Annotated in this window: 32 protein-coding genes and 1 riboswitch; of the genes, 11 read left to right on the top strand and 21 right to left on the bottom strand. The window is 63.7% G+C overall.

Annotated elements, in window-relative coordinates; translation table 11 throughout:
* Positions 1-34: 34 nt before the first annotated feature.
* From O7B34_RS26820 to O7B34_RS26840, 5 genes are all read right to left on the bottom strand, one after another.
* The gene (locus O7B34_RS26820; RefSeq protein ID WP_337148857.1) at positions 35-1,096 is read right to left on the bottom strand and encodes an ABC transporter ATP-binding protein; all 1,062 of its coding nucleotides are present in this window, start codon (positions 1,094-1,096) and stop codon (positions 35-37) included.
* Between the two features lie 3 nt (positions 1,097-1,099).
* Positions 1,100-2,191 carry an ABC transporter ATP-binding protein gene (locus O7B34_RS26825; protein ID WP_337148858.1) on the bottom strand — a complete coding sequence of 364 codons (1,092 nt, stop codon included), beginning with the start codon at positions 2,189-2,191 and terminating at the stop codon, positions 1,100-1,102.
* Positions 2,188-3,147, bottom strand: a complete 960-nt coding sequence (locus O7B34_RS26830; protein WP_337148859.1) for a carbohydrate ABC transporter permease — start codon at positions 3,145-3,147, stop codon at positions 2,188-2,190. The genes O7B34_RS26825 and O7B34_RS26830 overlap by 4 nt, the downstream gene beginning before the upstream one ends.
* Entirely contained in the window at positions 3,144-4,004 is an 861-nt protein-coding gene (locus O7B34_RS26835) for a carbohydrate ABC transporter permease (RefSeq protein ID WP_337148860.1), read from the bottom strand. The genes O7B34_RS26830 and O7B34_RS26835 overlap by 4 nt, the downstream gene beginning before the upstream one ends.
* An 81-nt stretch (positions 4,005-4,085) precedes the next feature.
* On the bottom strand, positions 4,086-5,699 hold the full coding sequence (locus O7B34_RS26840; protein WP_337148861.1) for an extracellular solute-binding protein: 1,614 nt from the start codon (positions 5,697-5,699) through the stop codon (positions 4,086-4,088).
* Between the two features lie 356 nt (positions 5,700-6,055).
* Between O7B34_RS26840 and O7B34_RS26845 the strand changes: the two genes are divergently transcribed.
* Positions 6,056-7,084, top strand: a complete 1,029-nt coding sequence (locus O7B34_RS26845) for a LacI family DNA-binding transcriptional regulator (RefSeq protein WP_337148862.1) — start codon at positions 6,056-6,058, stop codon at positions 7,082-7,084.
* A gap of 8 nt (positions 7,085-7,092) precedes the next feature.
* Here O7B34_RS26845 and O7B34_RS26850 read toward each other — a convergent pair whose 3' ends face one another.
* The 3 genes from O7B34_RS26850 to O7B34_RS26860 form a co-directional block, all read right to left on the bottom strand.
* Complete coding sequence (locus tag O7B34_RS26850) at positions 7,093-7,533, bottom strand: aconitase X swivel domain-containing protein (RefSeq protein ID WP_337148864.1); 441 nt, start codon at positions 7,531-7,533, stop codon at positions 7,093-7,095.
* A complete protein-coding gene (locus O7B34_RS26855; protein WP_337148865.1) occupies positions 7,530-8,780 on the bottom strand; it encodes an aconitase X in 1,251 nt (416 codons plus the stop codon). The genes O7B34_RS26850 and O7B34_RS26855 overlap by 4 nt, the downstream gene beginning before the upstream one ends.
* A 525-nt stretch (positions 8,781-9,305) precedes the next feature.
* Positions 9,306-9,470: a DUF3309 family protein gene (locus O7B34_RS26860; RefSeq protein WP_023768317.1), complete on the bottom strand. Its 165-nt coding sequence runs from the start codon at positions 9,468-9,470 to the stop codon at positions 9,306-9,308.
* On the opposite strand from O7B34_RS26860, the gene O7B34_RS26865 reads away from it, so the two are divergent.
* On the top strand, positions 9,445-9,675 hold the full coding sequence (locus O7B34_RS26865; protein ID WP_337148946.1) for a hypothetical protein: 231 nt from the start codon (positions 9,445-9,447) through the stop codon (positions 9,673-9,675). The two genes, O7B34_RS26860 and O7B34_RS26865, sit on opposite strands and share 26 nt — an antisense overlap.
* Before the next feature lie 79 nt (positions 9,676-9,754).
* Here the strand turns inward: O7B34_RS26865 and O7B34_RS26870 are convergent, their stop codons facing one another.
* The 5 genes from O7B34_RS26870 to O7B34_RS26890 form a co-directional block, all read right to left on the bottom strand.
* On the bottom strand, positions 9,755-10,390 hold the full coding sequence (locus O7B34_RS26870) for a methyltransferase family protein (protein WP_337148866.1): 636 nt from the start codon (positions 10,388-10,390) through the stop codon (positions 9,755-9,757).
* Between the two features lie 243 nt (positions 10,391-10,633).
* Positions 10,634-11,650: an ABC transporter substrate-binding protein gene (locus O7B34_RS26875; RefSeq protein WP_337148867.1), complete on the bottom strand. Its 1,017-nt coding sequence runs from the start codon at positions 11,648-11,650 to the stop codon at positions 10,634-10,636.
* The gene (locus O7B34_RS26880) at positions 11,643-12,410 is read right to left on the bottom strand and encodes an ABC transporter ATP-binding protein (protein WP_337148868.1); all 768 of its coding nucleotides are present in this window, start codon (positions 12,408-12,410) and stop codon (positions 11,643-11,645) included. Before O7B34_RS26880 ends, O7B34_RS26875 begins: the two co-directional genes overlap by 8 nt.
* Positions 12,407-13,162, bottom strand: a complete 756-nt coding sequence (locus O7B34_RS26885) for an ABC transporter permease (RefSeq protein ID WP_442921006.1) — start codon at positions 13,160-13,162, stop codon at positions 12,407-12,409. Before O7B34_RS26885 ends, O7B34_RS26880 begins: the two co-directional genes overlap by 4 nt.
* A gap of 106 nt (positions 13,163-13,268) precedes the next feature.
* A complete protein-coding gene (locus O7B34_RS26890; protein WP_337148870.1) occupies positions 13,269-13,877 on the bottom strand; it encodes a YkoF family thiamine/hydroxymethylpyrimidine-binding protein in 609 nt (202 codons plus the stop codon).
* Positions 13,868-13,981, bottom strand: a riboswitch (TPP riboswitch). (Overlaps the previous gene by 10 nt.)
* Before the next feature lie 278 nt (positions 13,982-14,259).
* Between O7B34_RS26890 and O7B34_RS26895 the strand changes: the two genes are divergently transcribed.
* On the top strand, positions 14,260-14,568 hold the full coding sequence (locus tag O7B34_RS26895) for a hypothetical protein (protein WP_337148871.1): 309 nt from the start codon (positions 14,260-14,262) through the stop codon (positions 14,566-14,568).
* A 190-nt stretch (positions 14,569-14,758) separates the two neighbouring features.
* Here O7B34_RS26895 and msrA read toward each other — a convergent pair whose 3' ends face one another.
* Together msrA and O7B34_RS26905 are read right to left on the bottom strand one after the other, a co-directional pair.
* The gene (msrA, locus tag O7B34_RS26900; protein ID WP_337148873.1) at positions 14,759-15,277 is read right to left on the bottom strand and encodes a peptide-methionine (S)-S-oxide reductase MsrA; all 519 of its coding nucleotides are present in this window, start codon (positions 15,275-15,277) and stop codon (positions 14,759-14,761) included.
* Positions 15,278-15,463: 186 nt separating this feature from the next.
* The gene (locus O7B34_RS26905) at positions 15,464-17,032 is read right to left on the bottom strand and encodes a glycosyltransferase family 39 protein (RefSeq protein ID WP_337148875.1); all 1,569 of its coding nucleotides are present in this window, start codon (positions 17,030-17,032) and stop codon (positions 15,464-15,466) included.
* A gap of 177 nt (positions 17,033-17,209) precedes the next feature.
* On the opposite strand from O7B34_RS26905, the gene O7B34_RS26910 reads away from it, so the two are divergent.
* The gene (locus tag O7B34_RS26910) at positions 17,210-17,917 is read left to right on the top strand and encodes a hypothetical protein (protein ID WP_140510677.1); all 708 of its coding nucleotides are present in this window, start codon (positions 17,210-17,212) and stop codon (positions 17,915-17,917) included.
* A gap of 146 nt (positions 17,918-18,063) precedes the next feature.
* Here O7B34_RS26910 and O7B34_RS26915 read toward each other — a convergent pair whose 3' ends face one another.
* The 4 genes from O7B34_RS26915 to O7B34_RS26930 all read right to left on the bottom strand — a co-directional run bounded on the left by O7B34_RS26915 (position 18,064) and on the right by O7B34_RS26930 (position 19,691).
* On the bottom strand, positions 18,064-18,534 hold the full coding sequence (locus O7B34_RS26915) for a GNAT family N-acetyltransferase (RefSeq protein WP_337148877.1): 471 nt from the start codon (positions 18,532-18,534) through the stop codon (positions 18,064-18,066).
* A gap of 168 nt (positions 18,535-18,702) precedes the next feature.
* The gene (locus O7B34_RS26920) at positions 18,703-18,957 is read right to left on the bottom strand and encodes a hypothetical protein (protein WP_337148879.1); all 255 of its coding nucleotides are present in this window, start codon (positions 18,955-18,957) and stop codon (positions 18,703-18,705) included.
* Positions 18,914-19,309, bottom strand: coding sequence for a hypothetical protein (locus O7B34_RS26925; RefSeq protein WP_337148880.1), 396 nt, complete (start codon positions 19,307-19,309; stop codon positions 18,914-18,916). Before O7B34_RS26925 ends, O7B34_RS26920 begins: the two co-directional genes overlap by 44 nt.
* Complete coding sequence (locus tag O7B34_RS26930; protein ID WP_337148881.1) at positions 19,302-19,691, bottom strand: hypothetical protein; 390 nt, start codon at positions 19,689-19,691, stop codon at positions 19,302-19,304. The genes O7B34_RS26925 and O7B34_RS26930 overlap by 8 nt, the downstream gene beginning before the upstream one ends.
* A 454-nt stretch (positions 19,692-20,145) precedes the next feature.
* On the opposite strand from O7B34_RS26930, the gene O7B34_RS26935 reads away from it, so the two are divergent.
* A complete protein-coding gene (locus O7B34_RS26935; protein WP_140510672.1) occupies positions 20,146-20,415 on the top strand; it encodes a hypothetical protein in 270 nt (89 codons plus the stop codon).
* Between the two features lie 90 nt (positions 20,416-20,505).
* Positions 20,506-20,811, top strand: coding sequence for a hypothetical protein (locus O7B34_RS26940; protein ID WP_027141487.1), 306 nt, complete (start codon positions 20,506-20,508; stop codon positions 20,809-20,811).
* 103 nt (positions 20,812-20,914) lie between these two features.
* Here O7B34_RS26940 and O7B34_RS26945 read toward each other — a convergent pair whose 3' ends face one another.
* The gene (locus O7B34_RS26945) at positions 20,915-21,343 is read right to left on the bottom strand and encodes a DoxX family protein (RefSeq protein WP_140713693.1); all 429 of its coding nucleotides are present in this window, start codon (positions 21,341-21,343) and stop codon (positions 20,915-20,917) included.
* A 695-nt stretch (positions 21,344-22,038) separates the two neighbouring features.
* Here O7B34_RS26945 and O7B34_RS26950 point away from each other — a divergent pair.
* From O7B34_RS26950 to O7B34_RS26965, 4 genes are all read left to right on the top strand, one after another.
* Positions 22,039-22,218 (top strand): DUF3606 domain-containing protein, encoded by a 180-nt coding sequence (locus tag O7B34_RS26950; RefSeq protein WP_015317039.1) that lies wholly within the window; start codon positions 22,039-22,041, stop codon positions 22,216-22,218.
* A gap of 230 nt (positions 22,219-22,448) precedes the next feature.
* Positions 22,449-22,892, top strand: coding sequence for a GFA family protein (locus tag O7B34_RS26955; RefSeq protein ID WP_337148882.1), 444 nt, complete (start codon positions 22,449-22,451; stop codon positions 22,890-22,892).
* A 118-nt stretch (positions 22,893-23,010) separates the two neighbouring features.
* Positions 23,011-23,247 carry a DUF982 domain-containing protein gene (locus tag O7B34_RS26960; RefSeq protein WP_337148883.1) on the top strand — a complete coding sequence of 79 codons (237 nt, stop codon included), beginning with the start codon at positions 23,011-23,013 and terminating at the stop codon, positions 23,245-23,247.
* Positions 23,248-23,258: 11 nt separating this feature from the next.
* Positions 23,259-23,504, top strand: a complete 246-nt coding sequence (locus O7B34_RS26965) for a DUF982 domain-containing protein (protein WP_337148884.1) — start codon at positions 23,259-23,261, stop codon at positions 23,502-23,504.
* An 86-nt stretch (positions 23,505-23,590) separates the two neighbouring features.
* Here O7B34_RS26965 and O7B34_RS26970 read toward each other — a convergent pair whose 3' ends face one another.
* Positions 23,591-23,887: a hypothetical protein gene (locus O7B34_RS26970; RefSeq protein WP_337148885.1), complete on the bottom strand. Its 297-nt coding sequence runs from the start codon at positions 23,885-23,887 to the stop codon at positions 23,591-23,593.
* Positions 23,888-24,082: 195 nt separating this feature from the next.
* Between O7B34_RS26970 and O7B34_RS26975 the strand changes: the two genes are divergently transcribed.
* On the top strand, positions 24,083-24,991 hold the full coding sequence (locus tag O7B34_RS26975; RefSeq protein WP_337148886.1) for an alpha/beta fold hydrolase: 909 nt from the start codon (positions 24,083-24,085) through the stop codon (positions 24,989-24,991).
* Positions 24,992-25,054: the final 63 nt, after the last annotated feature.

Consider the following 25,054-nt stretch of genomic DNA (forward strand, 5'->3'; position numbering starts at 1 on the left):
CCTTCCTCCCGAAATCCTGTCCTCCCGGCCGCATTCATCTTGCCAACGCGCCTCCGCCCTGTCCGAAATAATGCACCCGTGCCGGCTCGCAGGATATCGCCACCATCGCGTCGGGCCTGATGTCAGGCTGGCCGCGCAGCAAGGCCTTCAGCCGCGCCTGCCCGGCGGCGAGCGTCACCACGGTGTAGCCGCCAAGCGGCTCGACCTCGAACACCCGCGCCGGGCGACCCGAGCCGCCATCCGCCCACGGCTTGACCCTGATATCTTCCGGCCTGAGTCCGATCTCGACGGCATCGGCGGGAGCCGTCTTGTCGGCAATGCGGATCACGCCTTCGGCGGCTTCGACGCCGCTCTCGCCGCGAACGGATTTGAGGATATTCATGACCGGCGAACCCAGCAGCCGCGCCACATAAGTGCTGGCCGGGCGGTCATAGATCTCGGCCGGCGCGCCGATCTGCCTGATACGGCCATTGTCCAGGATAGCGATGCGGTCGGCGATCGACATCGCCTCTTCCTGGTCGTGGGTGACATAGATCAGCGTCTTGCCGAGCTCGCGCTGAATGCGCTTCAACTCGACGCGCGTTTCCTCGCGCAGCCGCGCGTCGAGCGCCGAGATCGGATCGTCCATCAGATAGGCGTTGGGGTCGCGCACCAGCGCACGCGCGATCGCCACGCGCTGCCGCTCGCCGCCCGAAAGCTGCGCCGGCGGCTTGTGCAGGATATGGCTGATATGCAGCTTGGCCGCGACAGCGGCGACGCGCTTCTTGATATCGAGCTCGGCGACCCGGCGCTCGACCAGCGGGAAGCGGACATTGTCGAGCGCGCTCATATGCGGGAACAGCGCCAGGTTCTGGAACACCATGGCGACGTTGCGCCCGGCCGGCGACACCGCGTTGACCGGCTTGCCGCCGATGAGGATTTCGCCGGCATCCGGCGTCTCCAGCCCGAGCACCAGGCGCAGGATTGTCGACTTGCCCGACAGCGGCGGCCCGAAGAAGCAGAAGAACTCGTTGTCGTTGACGGTGAACGAGGCATCGTCGACGGCGAGCGTCGTGCCGTAGCGTTTCGTGACATTGCGGAAGACGATGTCGGCCATGGTTCAGCCCGCTCTCATCGCAACGCCGCTGGCGGCGTCGAAGACGCGCACCGATGACGCCGTGGGCGCGACGACCGCGGTTTGTCCGATCGACAGCCCGACATCATTGTCGAACACCGCTTTCACGGCGCCCTCGCCCTGGCCGAGATGAACGATGGTGCGCGCGCCGATGCGCTCGACGAAGGTGACATGCATGGCCAGACCGCGCCCGTCTTGCGCCAGGGTCACCTCTTCCGGCCGGAAGCCGTAGAGAACGTCGCCGCGTGCGCCGCGCAAGCTGGCCGCCAGCTCGTCCGGCAGCGGCGGTGTGACACCCAGCGGCCCGAGATCGACGACCAGACCCCGGTCACTCTCCGCCGGCCTGCCCTTGAGCAGGTTCATGCCCGGCGCGCCGATGAAGCGGGCGACGAAGACATTGGCCGGATTGTTGTAGACCTCGAGCGGCGTGCCGACCTGCTGCAGCACGCCGTGGTCCATGACGGCGATGCGGTCGGCCATGGTCATGGCTTCGAGCTGGTCGTGGGTAACGTAGACCATGGTCTGCCTGAACTGACGCTGCAGCTGTTTCAGCTCGGTGCGCATGACCGCGCGGAAGGCCGCGTCGACATTGGACAGCGGCTCGTCGAGCAGGAAGATCGCCGGCTCCATGATCGCGGACCGGCCGATCGCCACGCGCTGCAATATGTTGACCGAGAGCCGGTCGGCATTGCGGTCGAGCAGCGGCGTCAATTGCAGCAGCTCGGCGATGGCGCCGACGCGACGGTCGATCTCGGCCTTGGCGGCACCACGCATCCTCGGTCCGTAGGCAAGGTTCTGGCGCACCGTCATGTGGGTGAAGATGGCATAGTTCTGGAACACGAAACCGACGCCGCGCCGGCCCATCGGCACGCCGGCCATATCGCGTTCGCCAAACAGGATCTTGCCGCTGGTCGGCTCCTCCATGCCGGCGATCATGTTCATCGTCGTCGACTTGCCGCAGCCGGACGGACCAAGCAACGCCATGAACTCGCCGTCGGCGATATCGAGGTCCATCGTCTTCAGCGCCGCGAAGTCGCCGAATGTCTTGGTGAGGTGCTTGAGCTGGATCGTGCTCATGCCGGCACCTGCCTTGCCCGCGCCATGCGCTTCATGGCGAACACGGCGACGATGGAGAGCACCACCAGAATGGCCAGCGCGATCGCCGCCACATAGCCCCAGATCAGGTCCTGCGTGGTGACCTTGTAGATGTAGACGGAGATCGTCTCGGTGGCGACGCCGGGGCCGCCGCCGGTCATGATGTAGAGCGTATCGAAGATCTTGAAGTTCTCGATCACCCTTATCGCCAGCGCGATGATGATGATCGTCTTCATTTTCGGCAGCACGATGGTGATAAAGCGCTGCCAGGGATTGGCGCCGAGCAAGGTCGCCGCCTTGATCTGGTCCTCCGGCACGCCGACCAGGCCGGCAAGCAGGATCAAAAACATCAGCGGCGTCCACTGCCAGATGTCGGCGATCATCACCGCGATCAGCGCCAGGGTCGGGTCCGACAGCCAGGCGATGGTGACGCGTGTGCCGGATATGACCGACAGGATGTCGTTCACCGGGCCACCCGACTGGAAAAGCATGAAGAACATGTAGCCGGCCACCGCCGGCACCACCATCATCGGCATCAGCAGGATCGAATAGAAGATGCGCTTGCCGGGAAAATCGTCGGCGAACAGCGTCGCCAGCGCGAGGCCCAACAGGAATTCCGCCGGCACGCAGACGATCATGACAATGACCGTTCGCTTCAGCGCGATCCAGAACCGTGCGTCGGCGGCGAGATCGGTGTAGTTGGCAAAGCTGTTCCACATCTCCCAGGCGTTCCACCAGCCGAGGCCCGAAAGCGGCGACCAGTCGGTGACGCTGATGTAGAGTTGCATCAAGAGCGGAAAGGCCGAGATGAACAGCACCAGGATCTGCGCCGGCAAGGTCAGGCGAAAGCCCAGCCGCGTGCCTTCGTCGCGCAGGGCTGGCCTGCCGCGCACGGCGCCCATCTCGTCCTCCGAAATCGTTGCGGTCACGGCGCTCATTGCTTGAGCGCTCCGAAAGTGAGCCCGCGCACCAGATGGCGCTGGATGGCGATTCCCATGATGACCGGCGGCACGGCGGCAATGAGCCCAAGCGCCGCCTTGGCGCCGTAGAGCTGTCCCGTCATCGAGGACGACAGGGAGGCCATGTAGACCGGGATCGTCACCCATTCGCGCGTCGTGAGCAGCAACGCGATCAGATAGTCCGACCAGTTGAGGATGAAGACGAAGAGGGCAGCGCTCGCCAGCGGCGCGCGCATTATCGGCAGTGTGATGCGGGTGAAGACGCGCAGCCGCGAGCAGCCCTCGACCAAAGCGGCTTCCTCGATCTCTCGCGGCATGTCGTCGAAGAAGGTCTTCATCAGCCAGAAGGCGAACGGCAGCGTGACGATGCCGTAGATCAGCGCCAGCCCCCACCAGCTGTCGGTGAAATTGAGGAAGGCCCACATGATCATGACGGGGATCATGACGGCCATCGGCGGAAACAGCCTGAGCTGAATCAGCGCCAGCGGCAGGTTCTGGCCGGAGCCGAAGCGCGACAGGCCGTAGGCGGCGGCGGTGCCGGCCGACATGGCGATCGCGGTGCCGAACACCGCCGACAGAAGCGACGACAGGATCGGCTTCAGCGCGGTGCGGTCGAGCGCGACGATCAGATTGTTGGTGGACTCGCCGAATACGAACTGGAAGTTGCTGAGCGTCGGGTTCTTCGGCCACCATGTCAGGTCGGCACCGGTCGCCGACCATTCGGCGATCGGCTTGAAGGCCATGGACACCATCCACAAGATGGGCACCAGCGTGACAGCCATCGCCGCGAGGATCGCGGCGTAGCGGAATATCTCGAAGGGGACGGAACGCTTCATCTGGCTGCTTTGCTGGTGGCGTCGGTTGCGGAGGGGAAGACCTTTCGCCCCTCCCCTCCGTCTCTGATCCAGGGAGACGGATCAGCTGATCGGATCGAGAACGGTCGGCCAAGCCTCCTTGTTGGTCCTGATGGCTTCGAGCAATTTGTCTTCGCCGATGCGCCGCGCGATCTTCTTCCACTCGGCTTCCGTGTCGGCCATCGCCTGCTCCGACGTCTTGGCCTTGGTCAGCGAGGCCATGAGGTTTTCGTCCAGCGCGTTGTGGAAGGCGGTGGCGCCGGGATAGTTGATGGTTGGCACCGTGCGGGCGACCGTCTCGCGCACCACGTCCATGTGGTAGGCATGATAGGTCTGGCGCACCAGCGGATCGGAAAAGTCCGAAAGCCGGAACGGATCGAGATAGCCGCCGGGGTTGGCGCTCATCCAGGCGTAGATGCGGGCCGAACCCAGCCATTGCAGCAGGAGATAGGCGACCTCCTGGTTCTTCGACTGCGACGAGACCATGCCGGTCAGCGAGAACCAGAGCACGGAGCGGCTGATCAGCTTGCCGTCGATCTCGCGGCCGGGCGGCAGCATCGAGCCGATCTTGCCGGTGACCTTGGAATCCTTGTTGCCGGCATTATCTAGGAATTTCGGCAGGTTGGAGAAGGCGCAGGTCATCGCCGCACCGCCCTTGGCGAAATTGCCGTATTGCTCGGGCCAGCCCCATGAAATGGCGTCCGGCGAATGATGGGCAAGCGATTCAACATATTCGTTGGTGGCGGCGATGCCGTGTTCGGAATTGATCAGCGGCTTGCCGTCATCGCCGAACAGAAACTGGTTGGGCGAGGCCATCGAGACATAGCGCTGGTACCAGTTGGTGTAGCCCCAGCCCTGGTTGCGCAGGTCGGTGGAGCCGAACAGCCCCTTGTCCGGGCGCTGGAAGAAGGCAGCGATATCGCCGTGCTGCTTCCAGGTTTTCGGCGGCGCCAGATCGTAGCCGTATTTGTCCTTGAAGGCCTTCTTCTCGGCTTCGTCGCCGAACAGATCGGTGCGGTAGACCCAGGTCTGGAAGTCGCCGTCCAGCGACACGCCATAGTTCGAGCCGCGATATTTGTTGAGCAGCGACACGCCCTTGGCACCGTCGACATAGCCGGTCTTGGGATCGTCCCACTCGGGTTTGTACTGGGCGACGAAATCGTCGAGCTTGGCGATGCCGCCGGTCTCGGCGAGATCGCCAAGGCGGTTCCACTCGGTCGAATAGATATCGTAGGCCCCACCCTTGGTGGAGATGTCCTGCATGGTCTTGGTGAATTCCTGACCGTTCGGCAGGCCGACGATCTCGATCGGGATCCCGGTCTCCTTTTCCCAGAGCTCCTTGATCGACGGCGCGCCGGCAGGGAAAGGCTGGGTGAGTTGGCCGATCGAGCCGTCCGACAGGCCAAGCACGATCTTGGCCGGCGCCTTGCCGGCGCCCTTCAGCGCCTTGGCGGCCTCGACGGCGCGACCCTCAGGGGTGTCGGCGCCATACTGGTAGCGCTCGGCGCCATCGAAGCCCGTCGGCCCGCCGATCATGCCGGGCGCCAGGGCATCGGCCGCGAAGGCGCGGCCGGGACGAATGAATTGCGGTGCGATACCTGCGGCAGCAACGAATACCGCCGCCTTTCCTCCGGACGCCAGCAACCGGCGCCGCGAGATGCGGATCAGATCAGACATTGGATTCCTCCCTCAGGCCCAATGTTTCCTCCACGAGCCCATGAGGGATATTGACGGCACTATCCGAGGCTGTCAACATCATAAATAATCAAAATACCTCATAACCTGGCAACGAGGCAGGGAAATGCACCATACTGGGATTCCTATACCCATCCAGATGCCTCGATCTGATGGGAAATGTGTTTCCTTTCCCTGCATGATCGTACCGGGCGGGTCGATTTTAGCCCAACGGCTTGCACATCGGCTAAGGCCGGATACATCATTTCCCATCAGAATCGCGGATAACGAGGCGGCTGACGTCATCGGGCTTGCAGCCGGCATTGCTTGATCTTGATGCATTGAGGAGATGAAAGACGGTGCGTTCCACCCTGACTGACATAGCCCGGGAAGCCGGCGTCTCCGCCGCCACCGTTGACCGCGTGCTCAACAACCGGCCCGGCGTGCGGGCTCGCACGCGCGAGGTCGTGCTCGAAATGGCGCAGCGCCTCGGCTACATCGCCGAGAACCCAAACGGAGCGTCGCTGCGACCCATGCCCGGCGAGATCATCCGGCTCGACTTCGCGCTGCCGGCGGGCACCAATTCCTTCATCAAGATGCTGCACCGCCACATCGAGGCGCAGGCCCTGGCGCGCCCCGATCTCGACGTCCATGTCGCCACCATAGAGGGCTTCAATCCCGACCGGCTCGCCCGCCTGCTGCAGGATCTGCGCGGCCAGACGCAAGGCGTCGGCGTCATCGCACTCGACCATCCAACGGTGCGCGAGGCAATCCGCTCGCTGTCGGCCAACGACGTCAAGGTGGTGACCATCGCCTCAGACATCCTGCATGTGCCGAGGGTCGCCTATATCGGCATCGACAATCGCGCCGCCGGGCGGCTGGCCGGCTATCTGCTGAACCGTTTCATGGGTTCTGGGCGCCCCGGCAAGGTGGCGCTGTTCGCCGGCTCGCTGTCCTATCGCGGCCACGAGGAACGCGAGATGGGCTTCCGGCACATATTGACCGAAGAATCGCCCAATCTTCAGATCGTCGAGATGCGCGAAATGCTCGACGACCGCGAAAAGGCCTATTCGGAGGCATCGGCCCTTCTGGAACGGCACCCCGACCTTGCCGCGATCTACAATGTCGGCGCCGGCAACACCGGCATCGCGCGCGCGCTCAAGGAGCGCGGTCGTGCGCAATCCATGGTTTTCCTCGGCCACGAGGCGACCGACGGCACCAAGGAACTGCTGCTCGACGGCACGCTTGACGCGGTCATCGACCAGAATCCGCGCGTCGAGGCCCGCGAGGCGCTCAACATCCTGACCCATGCCGTCCGGGGGCTGCCCTATGAATTGCACCAGCCGAGGCTGCAGGTAATCTTCAAGGAGAACATCCCGGAGATTTGAGGCAAGTCTCAGATCTTGCGCACGCTCGCCCCACCGTCCTCGCGAACACCAACCGCAATGCGTTCGCCGGAACCGATACCGGCTATGTCGCAGACCACCAGCGGCATGCTGATCCCGTAGAGGAACTCGGCGACGATGGCGCCGACGGCCAGGATCGGGTCCGGCCGCTCCAACAAAATACCCGCGGGCGCCGTGCCTCTGCGGATCGCCTCGGCCAAGACCGAGGATGAGGATGACGATCCCCGACCGCTTGGCATGATGAGGACCCTGCCAGCGACATTCTGGCCAAGGCCCGGATGCGAACGATCTATGATATTGCCGGTCTCGGCATCGATGCCGCCCCAGAAGCTGAGCGGCTGCGAAAACACCAAAGCCTCCCCCTCGGCGGCGCCGGTCAGCTGGAATGTCCCGGCTCTTTCAACGACCTTCACTTCAATCGGCTGCGTCATGACGCACCCCGCACGACAAGGCCGGCCGCGGCGGACTGGATGCAGTCATTCATATCGGCGAAGGCGACGGTCACACCGATATTGCCCGGTGCGTAATGCGCCCATTTGCCGGAATTGGTCATCACCACGCCGTCGAGCCGCTCGAGGATCGAGGTGACGTAGGTGCAGGTGTCGGCGACCGGGATCAGGCCGAACGCCTCCATGCCGTCGAGCGACCCTTCCTCCCGCAGCCGGCTCAGCGTCGCGCGGCCCGTGTTGACATAGATCGGAATGCCCCTGTCAGGCGCGACCGCACGCAGCAGCGGCAGCAAGCGCATCCATTCGTCATGCGAGAAATGCGGCGTGCCCAGCGACACGGCACGGAGCGGCGCGCCATCGGGCACCATCGACAGCCTGGACAACGCATGGTCGATGTCGGCACGGTTGATGCGGACAATCTCCTCGGGCACCGTGCCTTGAAAGGCCTCGTCGACGGTTCCGGCCTCCGGTGTGATGCCGACGGCATGGAACAGCGCCACCGCGCCTGTCGTTGCCGCCGCGGCACCAAGCGCTTTCAGATGATCCTCGTCACGCGGTTTCGGCAAGCCCGCGATCACCGGAACGCGGTCGCCACAGGCTTGCCCGATAATCAGTCCGACGCCGACAAACAGACTGTCGCTCGGCTCTGAACCGGCGATGTCGAGTTCGAATAGGATACGGCCGCGCCGGTTTTCGCTCAGATGCAGGCCCCAGGCCGGTGCGCGCCCGGTCATGGCGCAGCACAGATCGATGAAATCGCCATAGCGATTGGTGCGCGCGCCGATCACCGAATTGGCGAAGACAATGGCGTTGGATTCCCCCCAGGCGATCTGCTGGCCGAATTCAGGCCGGAAGCGGGTCTGATAAGGTGCGCAGGTGAAGGTCGCCTGGCAGCCAAGCTCCAGATGCGCCTTCATCAACCGCCGCGCCGGCACTTCTTCCGCGACGGTCATCTTCACCATGCCGGGATGGATAAGGTCGAACGAGCCGACATTCAGCGTCGCCGGGACACGCACACGGCCGCCGCCCTCGACCAGCCGTTCGACGAAATCGAGTCCTGCCTTGCCGTGGTAGAGGCAGCCATCGATATGGGCACCGGTGATGTCGAGCAGGCTGCCGGCGCCGATGGCTTTGGAAAAGGCGATGAGGATCTTCATGGCGGCGGCGACGGAAGGGCCTTGCTCACTGCCGAGCATGGATTTGTCCAGCGCACTCAGTTCCAAAGTCATCGGTGTGCTCCGGACTCTACCCTTATGGCGGGACAGCGCCCCCCTCTGCCCCGCCGGGCATCTCCCCCAGGGGGAGATTGGCAGCTTCAGCCTTACTACACTTTTTGCAACGTGGAACATCTGTGAAACCGGCGATGACAGCCGACTGCATGGAAGCGCAACGCCTTGTCGAGCGCGCCGAGCGGCTCGTCGAGAGCACGCACAGCTATGTGAACTCTGTCAGCGATCGGCGCGGGCGGACGCTTCACCGCAAGTGGCCCAGCATCACCCTGCGGCGAGCCAGCACTTCGAGGCAATCGCCTTGATGAAAAAGGAAAGCCCGCTCCGGGGACGCCGGGGCGAGCCTTGGAGGAGGATGAAAGGGTGGGACCTTCTCCTCTTGTTTCCACGGGGGGTGTGGACCGCAATCACCATACGCGAGTCCCGCGGAATGCCGGATCACAAGCCGGCTTGCTTGCATCACAATCCGGTGCCCGGCGACGTGAGCGTGGTCACGCTATTGCGATTGCCGCCGTGATCGAACTGCTAAATGCGTCCAAGAACCACAAGGATGATGACGATGAGCAACACAAGTCCGAGACCGCCACCACCATAATAACCGGTTCCGTAGAACGGGCCACCGCCGAGACCGCTGAAGCCGCCGAGCAGCGCGAGGATTAGAATAATGATCAGTATCGTTCCTAGACCCATGGCCTTCCCTGCTCCTGAATGGGCGCTTTCGCGCTGTTTCAACATCGCGCCATTTCGGATGTTGCAAGGTAAGAACGTTTTCGGGGGGCTGGCGTTCCGCCGGACCATTGCGGCTGCGGAACATTCGGCCCCGAAACGCAGAAAAACCCGCCTCAACGGCGGGCTCGGACTGCTGACAACCATGGCTTTTGCCGGGAGTCTTTGATTCACTGGGCGATGTTGAGGCGACCCGCCCCTGAACAGCCCAAAATGGGTTCGCCAACAGTGCCTTGGCGATCTTGTTCTCAGAATAGCCGATAGAACAGCCTGTAGTGCACGCGTTCCATGTAGGCGCGATACTCCGCCACGGTGGACAACAAGGCCTCCTCGCGCAAGATGCGGTAAAGCTGGAGATAGGTAATTACCGCATAGACCGCGAGATTGTGGAAGGAAAAGGCCGACAGGAGGTAGAGCACATGGCCGGCGAGGTAACCGGCATAGATCGGATGCCGCACCAGCCGATAGGCACCGCCCGTCATCACACCGCGATTGGCGGGCAGGATCGCAAAAGAGCGCCCCAGCGAGATCTTGCCCCAGATAACGAACAACAGTGCGATGAACTGCAACGGCGCGGCGACATAAAGGGGGACGAGTGCAATGCCTGGTTGGAGGGTGATCAACGCAACGCCAAAACTGGCTGACACCGAAACGATGACCGTCAGCGGATTCCAGTCACGCGTCACCGGACGTCGCGACAGAAGCAGCCAGGTGAAGGTGAGTATCTCGGAAATCGCCACCAGCGCGGCATTGAGCCGGGTCGGATCCTCGATAAGCTGATAGACGCCGCGATAGACGAACAGCCCCGCGCACACCAAGGCGCAGACACGAAAGAAACCTTCGCGCAGGTCGAGCAGAATCTCGCGCTTGCGCGCCGCGGACAAAAACCGGTTATCTGCTGCAGGCGAAAGGGTGTCGCTTTTTGACATGAGCAAGGCAAGCATCCCGATGATCCCTCGGGGCGACCCTCGCATGCAACCATTGCCGGGCCGTTAACCGAGAAGATCAGATCGGCATCAAACCGGATCGCAGGTGAGGGCCGCACCGGAGGTTTGTCGGGGCCGCAACCTTGGCGACATCCCGACGTCCAGCATCGGACGATCCTTTCGCGGTTTCAGCATTGATGCCTATTTGAGGTACACATTGCTGAAATATTTCGCAAAATCAGGACGTTGCGCGACGATCTTGCCATCGGCGTCGTGCAGGATGCCGGCAGCAAGGAGATAGGAGCCGATCGCTTCCATCTTGGCCGGATCCATGATGCCGATGGTGCCGTCTTGCCCGCGCAGATAGTGCCCCTCGATCAGTGTCTTCAGCGAGGCGTGGATCAGCGCCGGATTGCTCAGGGCATCCTTGTTGGCGGCGATCAGCAGCGTGGCGGCTTCCTCCGGATAATCGACCGCGAACTGATAGCCGCGCCGCGTTGCCTGGATGAAGGACGACGCCAGCTCGGGATTTGCCTGGAGATAGGCTTCGCTCGAAGAGATAAGCGTCGTGTGCTCGTCGGGGACGCCATAGTCGGCGTAGACGAAGCTGCGCTGCTTGACGCCCTTGAGTTCGGCTTCGACGCCCTCCCAGGTCGACACTTCGAGCGTGAAGTCGACCGAACCGTTGGCCAGCGCCTCGTAGGCGGAAGTGCCGAGCGTCACCGTCTCGAAATCGCCCTTGCCGCCATCATGCCGGATGATGGTTGAAATCAGTGCGTTCTCCCAGGCACTGCCGAAGCCGCCATAAGTCAGGCCATCCAGATCCTTCGGACTTTTGATCTCGCTGCGCGCCGCATTGAACACCAGCCGGCCTGTCTCGGACCGCACGACGGCATAGACACCCTCCAAGTCGGCCCCAGCGGTCCTCTGGGTGAACAGACTGATGGTGCCGTTGATGCCGAAATCGGCGACGCGGTTGGCGACAAGCGTGCCGGCACCGGTATCGCTATAGGGCAGGATGTCGACGTCGAGGCTGGCCTCGCGATAAAAGCCCTTGTCGCGGGCGACGAACAGCCCGATGTGGTTGGTGTTGACCGTCCAGTCGAGCGCGACGGTAACCTTCCGCGTTGCCGCGAAGGAGCGGCTCGATCCGGTGATCAGCGGTACGCTGCCGGCAAGGGTGAGCAGCAGAGCTTGCCTGCGCGTCAAGTCAGTCATGGTCATGTCCTTTGGATGGCTGGAGGTTGAGCAAAATATCGAGGATTTCGGCCTCGAGTGCCCCGGCCTGCCGTGTGGCGGTGCTGGTCGGATCACGCGGGCGCGGCAGTGGCACCTTGATTTCGCGCACGACATGGGCCGGCCGCGCGGACAGCACATAGATGCGGTCGGACAGGAACACGGCTTCGCGCACATCATGGGTGATCAGCATCGCCGTCCAGCGATGATGCCGCCACATCTGTTCGAGCCAGCGCTGCATGGCCGCCCGGGTCAGTGCATCGAGCGCGCCGAACGGCTCGTCGAGCAGCAACATGTCGCGTTCCTGCACGACAGTGCGCAGCAGCGCCGCGCGCTGGCGCATGCCGCCCGAAAGCTGCGCTGGAAAATGCCGCTCGAATCCGGCAAGCCCGAACTCGGCAAACAGCGGCGCGACCCGCGTCCGCGCCGCCTTGCGGCTGACGCCTTGCACCTCGAGCCCGAGCGTCGTGTTGTCGAGGATGCGCCGCCACGGCATCAGCGCGTCGCGCTGCGGCATGAAGGCGAAATGCCTGCCGTGATCGTCGAGCGGCACGCCGTCGAAGAACATCTCACCCTCGCCATGCTCGGCGCCGGTCAAAAGCTGGAACAGCGTCGACTTGCCGGCACCCGAAGGCCCAAGGATCGAGACGAATTCGCCGGCATCCACGCGCAATGAAATGTCGGCGAGCACTTCGAGCCCGCCAAAGGCCTTGCGCATATGCCGCAATTCGAGCCGGCTCATGCTTGCGGGCCTCTTCCGGCGGCTTGCCTGCCAGCGGCTTGTTCCCAGGGCATGGCAAGACGCTGCAGCAGCACCGTCAGCCCGAACAGGACGAGGGTGAGCGCGGCGCTGACGCCGACGGCGGCGAGCACCAGGTCGGGACGGAAATTGTTCTTGGCGTTGAGCATGTAGATGCCCAGCCCTTTGGCCGCGCCCGCATATTCGGCGAAGATGGCGCCGACGACGGCGTAGGTGATGGAGATCCTGAGGCCCGCGAAGAAATACGGCAGCGCCGAAGGCAACCGTGCCAGCATGAAGACCCGCCAGCGCCTTGCTCCCATGGCGCGCAGCATCTGGCCAATCTCTACCTCGGTCGCCTCGTAGCCCTGCACGAGGGCCACCAGCATCGGGAAGAAGGTGACCAGCGCCACCAGCATGATCTTGGGCGTCAGCCCGAAACCGAACCAAAGCACCACCAATGGCGCGATGGCGACCAGCGGCAAAGTCTGGCTGACGATAAACACGGGAAACAGCGCGCGCCGCAAAGGCTGGAAGAAGTCGACCAGCATCGACAGCGCGAAGGCGGCGCTGAGCGAACAGGCAAAACCGATCAGCGTGGCACGGATGGTGGGAATGGCATTGTCGAGCAGCGCGTCACGATTGAGCATCGCCTGTTCGAAGACGCGCGAGGGCGCCGGCAGAACCGTCGGCTTGACGCCGGAATGGCTTGCATAGAGTTCCCAAGCCACGAGCACCAGACCGATCGTTATCACGGCCGGCGCTGCCTGGGCGAAGAAGCCCGCGAGTTGACGCGGGTTGCATGACGATGAAACCACGAGAGGATAACCTTGACGGCGCGCGCGCTTCGGCGCGAGCGGTTCAGACGGCAGTGGGACTGTTGGCCGAAACCGTGACGTCGAGGGTCACGTGGCCGGCGCCTGGCCCGAAGCGGCAGAACGCTTCATCGAGCGCCGAGAAGATCGCGCCGGCATCGCCGCGCAGCTTGGTGCAGAAATTCTTGGAGCGATCGTAGACGCCGGACTGCTTCAGGAAATCGATGCAGCCATAGATCTCGTCCATGTGGTCGTCCGTGCCCATCACATAGAGCGAGAACTGCGCCGCCGCTGGCTGGCCAGTGGCGGGCGCGCCGCGCACGGCGGTGATGGCCGCTTGCTTGCGTGGTCCGAGTGGCCCGGCGGGTCCGCCGAACGTGTCGGAGCGGCAGATTGGATCGTCCGGCTCCCCCGGACAGCCACGCGAAATGGTGGCCGACAGCACGCAATGCTTGCCGCTGCCGGACGCAGCCACGAAAAGGTCGCGCAGCGCCGGGAACAACACCTCGGGGGGCCCGACCAGCAGGGTCGAGATGTCGTCGGTCTCGATCCTGAGCTTGTCGCGATACGGATCGAGCGCGCCGAGCGCACCCAGGATGACGCCGACAAAATCGTCGGCCATTGGATATAGGGAAACCTGTGCACCTGAAAACATCGCCCGCCTCGCTCCGCTGGTATTACCCAGATCAGCTTCTAGGGTCTGTGGGCTTGCCGCCCCCGTCTCAGCCCCGACCGTACGGAGCACCCCTGTGGATGGCGGCGTTAAAGCACCATTCGATCGGTTGGGGAAGCTGTTTTTTCAGCAAGCTGCGCCAAAAGCATTGCGCCAGCGCAGACGCAACCGGGTGCCGCCGGCTCGGAAATTTGTCTGAAACCTTCGCAATGCCGAGGGGTTGTCCCACCAGACGCAATCGCAGGAAAAGTGTGAAGCGGTTTCTGGCCGGAATTGCGTCAAAACAAAGAGATAGAGCGGTCAGTTGCTTCCGCGAAGCCCGTGAACCGCTCTGGCGATGAATTCATAGAAATGGAGACAAACCATGCTTATGAAAATCCTCGCGGCTTCGGCCTTCACCATTGCCCTTGCAACATCCGCCATGGCGCAAAGCAATAGCGCAGCCGGCGCGGATCGGCCCGGCGGCAGCGGCAAGTCGGTCACTGTGGACCCAACTACCCCTGCTTCGCCCAATACAATCGATCCGGGCGCAACCAACAGCACGACCATCGCGCCGGGTGACATGAATTCCAACGCGGACCAGAATTGCCCGAACAACCCGCAGGGCGCGCAGAGGGATGCCAATGGCAATGCGACCGAGCCGACCGTTAACGACAGCAACTGCGGGAAATAGTTTTCGAAGCATGGAAATCGCGGACTGAGGTTCCGCGATTTCCATGCGCATCGATTTCAGTGTCCGCCACGACCGGCCGGCGGCACCCCTCGCGCCGATTCGAACTGTCAACCGCCGGACGGTGGTTAACACCGCTATTGATATGGTCTTGTGGCAACCAGCGGGAGCTTCTGCCCGCCGCCAAAAAATCTTATGAAACTGCCTTTTCGCGAACCGGCAGTTTCCAGCTTGGCCTGATGAAATGGCAGGTGTAGCCGTTGGGATATTTCTCCAGATAATCCTGGTGCTCGGGCTCGGCCTCCCAGAACGCACCGACCGGCGCGAGCTCGGTGACAACCTTGCCGGGCCACAGGCCGGAGGCATCGACATCGGCGATGGTGTCCTCCGCCACACGCTTCTGCTCCTCGCTGGTGTAGTAGATTGCCGAGCGATAGCTCATGCCGACATCGTTGCCCTGACGGTTGCGCGTCGTCGGATCGTGGATCTGGAAGAAGAATTCCAGAAGCTGGCGGAAGCTGATTTTCCCCGGATCGAAGGTGATCTCGATGGCTTCGGCATGCGTGCCATGATTGCGATAGGTGGCGTTCGGCACGTCGCCGCCGCTGTAGCCGACACGGGTGGCGAGGACGCCCGGGAAGCGCCGGATCAGATCCTGCATGCCCCAGAAGCAGCCACCGGCAAGCACTGCACGTTCGCTCGAAGTCGCCATGTAACGTCTCCTCAAAAGGCAATCCCAGGAAAAGTGTAGCGGCTTTCCCCGAGGAATTGCGCGACAACAAATTTGGATATCCCCATAAATGGGCATTGTCGCCTGGTTCGTCCAGTCAGACGAGCGGCCATTCGGTCATACCGATGGAAGGCGGCCCTAACGAACCGGCGCATGACATTGCCCGCCTTAGACGCGCGGATGCCGGGTTCGGCTGCTGGCGGAGACCGGCAGATATCGCATACCAGGCGGAATGGCGGCAAAACTGATCGCTACCGGCGGCGCCGCGCGCGACCAGTTGAAAAGAACCGTCTTGACCGGGATGTTGTCCAACCATGCCCGCAACTGTGGCGGCACGCCACGACCACGCCAAATCATCAGCATGCCATGGTCGCGCAACCGCTGCCTCGTGATCCAGGGTGCGAACCGCATATCGAGGTCGGTGAAGATCGACGGCTGGTCATAGGCATTGAGGCCCGCCAGCATGGCAAGATTGGTGTCGCCACCGACGATGTCGAGCTGACCGGGCGCCGCCGCGTGCCAGACTGCCTCGGCCTCGTCCGAGATCGGCTGCGCGGGCCAGCAGACGGCGTCCATGCGCCCGCGCAAATTGCAGTCCGTCCAGCGGATTGCCGCATAGGCACCCGACATGGTGACGATGCAGATGAAGGCGCAGATCGCCAGCTTTCGCATCTCGACGGCGCCGAGCCGGTGACCGAGAAAGGCCAACGCTACGATGCCGACAAGATTGTACATCGGCGCGCCCCAGGCCTCGCCGGCGCCGGTGAACAGCGAGGCCACCATGACCAGCGCCGCGGGCCCAAGCCCCATCCATAGGAGATAGACGAGCGTGCCGCGCTCGACCGGCTCTTGCGGGGCTGGTGAGCGCCGCAAGAGCCCTGATAGCGCCAACACCAGGAGAAAGCCGGAAAACCCGGCGATCTGGACGCCGATATAGTAGAGGCGCGCACGGTGCTCGCTCACCCACGCATCGCGGCCGGCGAAATAGGTCAGCGGCAGGAAATCCATGCGGTAGAGTGCGATGGCCAGCGGCGCGGCGACCACGAGAAAAACGGCCAGGCCAAGCCATGGCCAGGGTGTCGCCAGCCGGCTGCGCGCGCGCGGCTCGTACAGCAGCCAGAGAGCGCCGAAGGCGAGCAGCAGGCCGGTAGAGAACTTGGCGTAGAGCCCGACGCCGGACACCAGTCCGAGCGCCAGCCACCAGCCTGGCCCGTCGCCGCGGCCGGCGCGCCACAACAGCCAGCAGATCGCGGCCCAGAACGGCATCTGCGCATAGTCGTGATTGAATTGCGGCGTCGGCCAGCCGAAGAAATATATCGATGGCATCAAAAGCACGGCAGCCAGCGCGCGCCGTTGTCCGAGCATGTCGCGGGCCAGCAGATAGACCAGGACGAAGGTGGCCGAAATCGTCAGCTGAGCGAGCAGATATTGCGGCCAGCGGAACGATCCGGTCAGAAGATGGCTGGTCTCGAGCAGCCAGCCGGGCAGTTGCGGATGCTTGTAGGTTAAAAGCACCCATTCGCGGCCCCACATGAAGCCTTCCACGACATCACCGGGCGGTGCGGGATTGATGAGTGTTGGCACCACCGTCCAGCACAGGGTCTGCGCCAGGCACAAAAGCGCCAGCAAACCCCAGGGGTGCCGAAGCAGGGCGGACCAGACCGACGACGAGTCCAGTTCCACGGCAGGCAGCCCTGCCGGCATCCAACGATCGATGGAGTCGTCAATTCCCGCCATGCGGCGCTTAGACCACATCGCCTGGTTTGCCGAACAGCCCCAAACATCAAAGCTTACAAAAAAGTATACTTGCAGGTCATTGCAAGACCAAGATTGAGCGGGATCTACGGTCTCTCACTGCCGTCGCCGGGCAGAACAGCCCGCACACTGATCCCACTTGAACATCCCGGATACTCGATGCGTCACCAGCATGCCGTCATCCACCACCGCGCGCTCGACTTCTGGCTGGCGCGCGCGGCGGTCCTTGTCATCATCTGCCTGCAGCTTCTGGTCATCAACGATCTTTCGTTCGGCCCCCGCTGGCTGGCGCCGGCGCTGGAGGCCGCCCTGCTCGTACCCCTGTCCGTAGCCACCGCCTGGACGCAGGTCGCCACCCAGAAGGCGGTCGAGGAGGAGCACTGGTATTTGGTTGGCCGGTTTCGCGTCATGATCCGCAGGACGGCCCTGGTGATGACCGGCCTCGTCAGCGTCATGAATTGCGGCTCGCTGGCGCTTCTGGTGCGTGCCTTGCTGGCCGGCCATGCGGGCTCCAGCGGCCAGACGCTGCTGGTCGACGCGCTCAACATCTGGGTCACCAACGTGATCGTCTTTGCCTTGTGGTTCTGGAGCACCGACCGGGGCGGGCCGCCGACCTGTGGCCTCGTCACACGCGCCCATGCCGATTTCCTGTTTCCGCAAATGACCCTGAGCGACCGCGAGATCCGCGACTGGCTGCCGGGCTTCGTCGACTATTTCTTCCTCGCCTTCACCAATGCGACCGCGTTTTCGCCAACCGACACATTGCCGCTCTCCCAACGCGCCAAGCTGCTGATGATGGCCGAGGCGATGATCTCGCTGCTGACGATCGCGCTGGTCGCGGCCCGCGCCGTGAACATCCTGGCTTAGGACTTGCCAAGGTATCTGGCCGAAACGCAAAATAGCCGCCCGGCGAACCGGAGCGGGCTATTGATTGTCTGCGATGGCTGTCGCTAGTCTTGCGATGGCTGTCGCTAGTCTAATGGCACTGCAACGCAGGTGGGCATCCGCCATCCTCAATCGGCGCCGAGGTCATATTCGAAGACCACCTGGTCGCGCAGCGGGATGCCATCCACGAGCATACCTTCGGGATAGCCGGTCGACGGTCCGAAAGCGTCCCGCACGATCCGGCTCATCCGAAAGCCCTGCAATTGGTAGAAGCGCAGATTGCCAATGTCGCAGCTTGCCGTCGAGACAATCAGGCGCTGGCCCCCGCGCTCGCGGCAGCGAGTGATTGCCGCGGCCACGAGAAGCCTGCCCAGTCCCTCACCTTGCCGCGCTTGAGTGACGGCGATGCTCTTGAGTTCGAAGGCGCCGGTATCGCCTGTATCGATGATCTGCGCATGACCGACGATTTCGCCGCCCTCGCGAGCAACCAGCACCTCGCCCTCATCGATATAGCGGGAGATCTGCATGGCCGAATCGTCGGCAAGGGCAAACAGCGACAGCAGCGCCTCGCGGTCCCCGTCATATCTCTCAATCTGCATCCACAAGCCTGTGCCGGACCAGTGCCGCCACGAACTCGGCAGCCTTGCATTGGGATATAGCAACTGCCGTCGAGCAGCCACAAACGCAAAAAGCCCGCCTTGGCGCGAGCCAAGGCGGGCTTTGGCTCGACCGAGCCGCGGATTCTCAACGCCGGGCAAAGCCCGGGATCACTCCTCCGCCGCTGGCCTGAACTTCCGCACAATCACCTCAAACAATATATCCGAGATCCACATGGCGCAGACGCCGATGAGGAAAGCAGCCGCCAGCGTTGTCGTTTCGTCACTGGCCAGCGGCAGCCCGGTGGCGCGGGCATACTGGACCACGGGCAGCGTCAGATACGGCTTGTAGGCGGCGAGCTGGTTTGCGCGCTGGCGGCGGTCAAGCTCCGCCAGCAGCGCCAGATATTCCGCGCTCGCCGGCATCAGCGGCGCCGGGATCGGCGTCGAGGAACGGCCGGAGGATGGCTTCGAGGGCGCGGATTCGGTTGCGAATGTCCTCATCGCTCAGCATGTCCAGTTGGTTGATGGCGACATCGATGTCCTTGGGCAGTACCGAAAGCACGATCTTGAGATACTGGTCCGGCTTCTCGGTGCGCACCTCGGCGAGGACACCGGCGCCGTGGATGCGGAAATCGGCCCGCACGGCGGTGAGAAAATCGTCGCCCAGCGTCTTCTTCGTCCGCTTCGGGCGAGGTCTCTTCGTGGCTGGCGAGCTGACGGGTTTGCGCTTTACCCACCTTGCCTTGGCGCGCGACGGCCCGGTTTCGTCAGTCATGGATCTGCACCACGGCATTGGTATCACCGGCGGCAGCTTCCGGCAGCGCCTGCTTGGCCCGCCTGGCCGGCTTTCTCGAGCGGGCGGATTTCTTCCTGGTCCGCTTGGCAGCCTTCTGCCTTGCCGTGCTGGGTTTTGCCGCGCTTGCTGGTTTTGCAGCATTGGCTCGCGCCTTGAGCCTGGCCATGACAAGACCGACAGCGCGGCTGTCGATGCCTGCTTGCGGAAAACAGAAACCGCCCACCGCATCCCGCACCATGCCGGGCGCAACCGCTTCGACACGGCCGAGGCGCGCCCGAGGCGCCGCCCCTTCGAATTCGCCGATGGCGCTGACGACCTCAAGGCCGTCGTCGCCGGTGATGATGGTGGCGTAGCGTGTCATGGGTTGTCTCGCATCTCGCGGAGGTAGCGCTCTACGGCGCCCCCCTCTGTCCTGCCGGACATCTCCCCCTCTTGGGGGGAGATTGGCAGGTTGGACGCCTCGCCCAGTCCTGGAGCGCAGGCGGTTGGCGAAGGTCGCGATTGTATCTGATCTCCCCCCAAGAGGGGAGATGGCCGGCAGGCCAGAGGGGGGCGCTGTCCCGCCGGCATTCAAATTCGCAACCGCGGCAACGTCCCCTGGCATGGCGCCAAAAAACAAAAACCCGCCTCGGTGGCGGGTCGCTGGCGCAAATCAGCACCATGGACAAATTTATAGCATGGCTGCCCTCAACCGGTCAATGGTTCTAGGAAAAAATTCACAATTGGCCATCCGGCTTTTCATCAGCCGGCTCCTGTGAAATCATCAGCGGCAGCTCATGGAATGATTCCCGTCGCACGGCCTTGTGGAGAGGACGATGGACAGACCAGCCATGGCATCCGTCTTCAGGATGCGGCACGCTCCGGCCACGGTTTCCGGTGTGCGCAGCACTGGCCAGGGCCAGGCGGATCCGATCATCCGGGTGCACTCGCTTGGCGAAGCAATCCGCTTCGTCGCCGGCGCTTACCCCAATTACGACATCGGCACCGTTGCCATAGATTGCGGCGACCCCTCGATCCCGCGCCTCGGCAGCCTGGAGGTCAGGGCGCTGTGGCGCGAATATGGCGAGCGCCTGACGGAGGAGTAGACGCATGTCGCCAAAAGGCCGTGGCGCTTCTCCACGTCGGATCGGAAATGCCGCTCGCGCGTTTGGAACCAAGCCACTGGAGCAATCGCCATGAACGTCGCCAATCTGCAACTCGAGGGCCTGCTGATGGCCGTCGCCTCGATCAACCACGTCCTGGTCAAAAAGGGGGTGCTGACATCGGAAGAGATCGACATCGCGCTCCGCAAGGCCGAGGCCTTGGAAACCGGCGAAGAGCGGTCCGGAGGCATGTCGGCGTCGAGCCGCGACGCCGTCAACTTCCCGATCCGGCTGCTGGAACTTGCCAACCAGTGCCAGCCGGAGGCGGACATGCCGTCCTTTTCGAAGCTGGCCCGCATGGTCGGCCAGATGAAGGAGCCTTATAACGACCAGATGTGAAGGCTCCTCACGCCTCGCCTGGCGGGCTTCTTATGCCCTGCCCCGGGCGGGCTCTTAAGCCCTGCCCCGGGCGGGCCGCTAGGCCCTGCCCCGGGCGGGCTTCTCATGCCCTGCCCGGCCATCCCAGGTTCAGCGCCAAAATTCTTCCCGGTCCATGGACCGCCGCGAAAAGCAGTCCGGCCAGGAACGAAAAATGGTCGACGAAGAAGCCGAATTCGGCCTGGTTGCCGGCCCAGTGGCTGGGTCCGTGGAAGGCCAGGGCCAGGAACAGCACATAGGCGGCGGCGACCAGCGCGGCCTGCGTGAAGAAGGCGCCGCTGAGGAAACACAGCACCAGCGCAACCTCCAGGATCGCGGCACACCATGCGAGGAAGAGCGGGAACGGGAAACCGGCAGCCGCGATATAACCCGCCGTGGCCTCCATGCCCATGAACTTGAAGGTCACCGCCATCAGGAAGACGGCGGCGAAGATCAGGCGGGCGACGAGAAGAGCCGCGGTCTGCCAGGGCGATTGTGTGATTTGCGACGGCATGGTTGTATTCCTCCAGTTTCATCAGCCCCAAGGACGCGCCGCCGCGCGCGGATCCGACATCAGCCAGCGATTTTTCTCTCGGTTTGCCGGCCGCCGCGACACGCGCCGGGCGTTCACGAACAATTAACGATCCTGAAACTTGTCCGTAACCGGCAACATGATATTGTTAGCTGGGGCTAATGCATGTCGCCCGGAAGTGTCCTGGGTTCCGGGATAACGACATGCATAAAATCAGAAGCTTACAGCAGGTCAGGCGAATCCTATTCGCCGCGACATGCTGTAATGCACGGCGTGTTCCGTGCAGTAATTTTGGGTGGGTCGAGTTTTGGGCGCAAGCGTCAGGTTGGGGACGAAGTCCTATCTGGTCCGGTCGCCGGTCCTGGAGTGCGATGGCTGCGCCGGCACCGGACAGGTTTTCCAGTGCCCGCATTGGGCGAGTTCGAACGGCCTTTGTTGTCCCGCCGGCACGCATTCCCGCGGCTGCCCCGGCGCCAGCGCGCGCTGCGCCGAGTGCGGGGCGCCCGGCAGCCACGGCGCCGACCCGGCCGCTCCGTCGGCATGAACCGGGGCCGGCGGCAAGTGCCCTGCGGTCACCGCCACCCGCCATGGAACCAGCATGGCCGATCCGTGTTATGTCTGACCGCGACATCCAGGCGTCCGCGCGACCATGCGGCTTACAGAAAGTGAGGCCCGACATGCCCGACGACAAATCGAAGACCAAACAGGACCGCAAGCTGGTCTCGAGCGAGGAGACTTACGAGGTCGCCGCCTTCGCGCGCAAATACGGCATTCCGCAGAGCGAGGCGCAGACCATCATCAAGCGCTACGGCCCCTCGCGCAAGAAGCTCGACAACCACATGGCCGCGCGCGGATAGAAGAAGGCGGCCGCGAGGCGGCAACCATTTCGCCGGCGTCGCGTTGGAGGATGCTGCGGGCCGCGTCAACCGGGCCCGGCGGTACGGTGAACAGGATGTCTTTTTCCCGGTTTCTCATCCTGGCCAACGAAATGGCAGACGAGCATCTGTCCCGCCCGGCCCGCGGCATGCCAAACTGACGAAGCCAAACTGACGAAGCCAGACTGGCGAAAAAGGGAGGGGCCGCGACCATGTCCGAGACAACACGCAGGACCGGCAGCTGCCTGTGCGGCGGCGTGCAGTTCGTCGTCACCGGCCAGCCGTCCCGGGTCGGCCTCTGCCACTGCAAGGACTGCCGCAAGGCGGGCGGTTCGGTCTATTCGGCCTTTGCCATCTGGCCGCGCGATGCTTTCGAGACATCGGGCCAAGTGGCCAGATACGGCACACGCAGCTTTTGCCCGACCTGCGGCAGCCGCGTCGCCTGGGTCGACGACAACGAAGCCGAGGTGATGCTCGGCAGCCTCGACGTCGCGCCGACGGACCTGGCACCGCAATATGAATTGTGGACCGGCCGGCGCGAAGCCTGGCTGCATGCCTTGCCCGGCGCCGAGCAGTTCGAGCATGACCGGCCGCGGGCGCAGGCCGCGGATCTGCCCGCGCCCAGGCCATTGTCGGACGCCGTCGCGCGCGACTGAAAGCGAGATTGAAAATTGATCGTCGGGGCCTGGAACCCTCTCCTGTCGGCCACGTTATCCGCCGCTTCCTCGGTGCATGTCGGCTTCTGCTCACATGCACAATTCATGGAGACGACTGTTGAACGATAAGATGTTTCCCCGACCGATCCGCCTGAAATTCGCCCCTGAGCAGGAGCGCGTGGTGCGCAGCGCCTGGGAGGGGCTGGAGTGCCTTGGTGACTGGCCGGCCGGCCAAGGCCGGCGCTACCGGGCGGCACTGCGCAGCTGCCGCGATGCCCTGGATGGCTGGGCGCCGCCGGAAAAGGCGATGCGGGCGATGATCGACGCCGCGCGCGAAGCGCGCATCCTCCAATAGCGGGAAATAAAATGGCGGATTTGATGCTGTCGACGCCGCTGCGGGTCAAGCCGCATGGGTCGGACACGATCCGTGAGGTGGCCACGCTCCAGGACGCCAGTGAAATCCTGATCGACTGGCCACAAGCCAAGCGCGGCCCTTTCTACCAAGCCGCGCGCGAAAAGATCGAGTCGGCGCTGCAGAACAATGAAGGCGTGGCACAGGGGCAGGAGGCCTTCACCGCGCTCTGCGATCACGCCGGCCTCCTGGTCAGGTAAGTCAAGCAAAGTCCACAACCAGGTTCGATCATTGTTCCTGATCTGCGAGGTTCGGCTGCCTCGATGACGATGTCGTCTGACCAGCTCTACTGCTTCGGCGGCTGGGGCGGCACTTCGCCCGGCTTGATTATCGGCGTATTACCTTCGTCGGGCGCCGGCGCGGCCATGCCCTGGTCGCCGGTGGGCGGCGGCTTCAGCACGCCGCCGCAATCGTTGAGCTTTTCGCTGAGGTCGCCGCCGCCGGGCTGCTGCTTGCCGCCCTGATCCGTTTGTGCCCGGCATTTGTCGGTCTGCTGGTTCGGTATCTGTTGATCCGTCTGAGCCGCTGCCGGCACCGCCAGGGCCAGCATCGCGGCGCATGATGCAATGGCGAGAGGTTTCATCTCGGCCTCCTTCGTTGAATGGCCGCCCGCGGCGGCCTTCCCTTCATGGAGACAACGCCCGTCGGCTCAAAAGGTTGGCCCGATGAATTGGCGAAGAGGCCTATTCCCGGGACCGGCCCGTCGGGGTCGGTGCTTGCACGAAAGGCGCTGCAACCAACCCCGTCCTCCAGTCGTTGCCTGTGCCGGAGGCCAGCTATGTTCGAGCAGTTCCAAGCCATAAACGTCGACATCGGGGACGCCGGCATTTTCGTGCGCCGCGCCGGTGCCGGACCGGCGGTGCTTTTGCTGCACGGCTTTCCGCAAACCCATCTGATGTGGCGCGATATCGCACCGGTGCTCGCCGAGCGTTTCACCGTCATATGCGCCGACCTGCGCGGCTATGGCCGCAGCGCCTGCCCGCCGTCGGCCGCCGCTCATGCGCCCTATGCCAAGCGGGCCATGGCATCGGACATGGTGGCGATGATGGCCAAACTCGGCTTTACCTCCTTCATGGTCGCCGGCCATGACCGCGGCGGGCGTGTCGCCTACCGCCTGGCCCTCGACCATCCCGACCGCGTCGAAAAACTCGCCGTGCTCGACATCGTGCCCACGGCCGACGCCTGGGACCGGGCGGATGCCCGGCTGGCCCTCGGCTACTGGCCGTGGTCCTTGCTGGCGCAGCCCGAGCCCTTGCCGGAAAAGATCCTGGCGGGCGCCGCCGACGCCATCGTCGACAATGCGCTGGGCGGCTGGGGTTCGCCGCCCGATGTCTTTCCAGCCGGCATCCGCCAGGCCTATGTCGATGCCTTGCGCGACCCCGCCCACATCCACGCGATCTGCGAGGAATACCGGGCGGCGGCAACGCTCGACCGCGACCACGACCGGGCGGACAAAGCCGCCTGCCGGCGCATCGCCTGCCCGGTGCTGGCCTTGTGGAGCGGGCAAGGCGCGCTCGCCGAATGGTATGCCGGCGAAGGCGGACCGCTGGCGCTATGGCGGAACTGGGCCGACGACGTGCGTGGCCGCGCGATGTCAGGCGGACATTTCTTCCCCGAGGAAGCGCCCGGGCAAACGGCTGGCGCGCTGATCGATTTCTTCGGCGAGGTCGAGGCTGGCGCCGGTTAACCACCGCGACGGGCACCCCGGATCAGCCGGCTGATTCTTCCGATGTAGACTTGCCTTCGGGTT

The sequence above is a fragment of the Mesorhizobium sp. Cs1299R1N3 genome (assembly GCF_037179625.1).
Taxonomy (GTDB): Bacteria; Pseudomonadota; Alphaproteobacteria; order Rhizobiales; family Rhizobiaceae; genus Mesorhizobium; species Mesorhizobium salmacidum.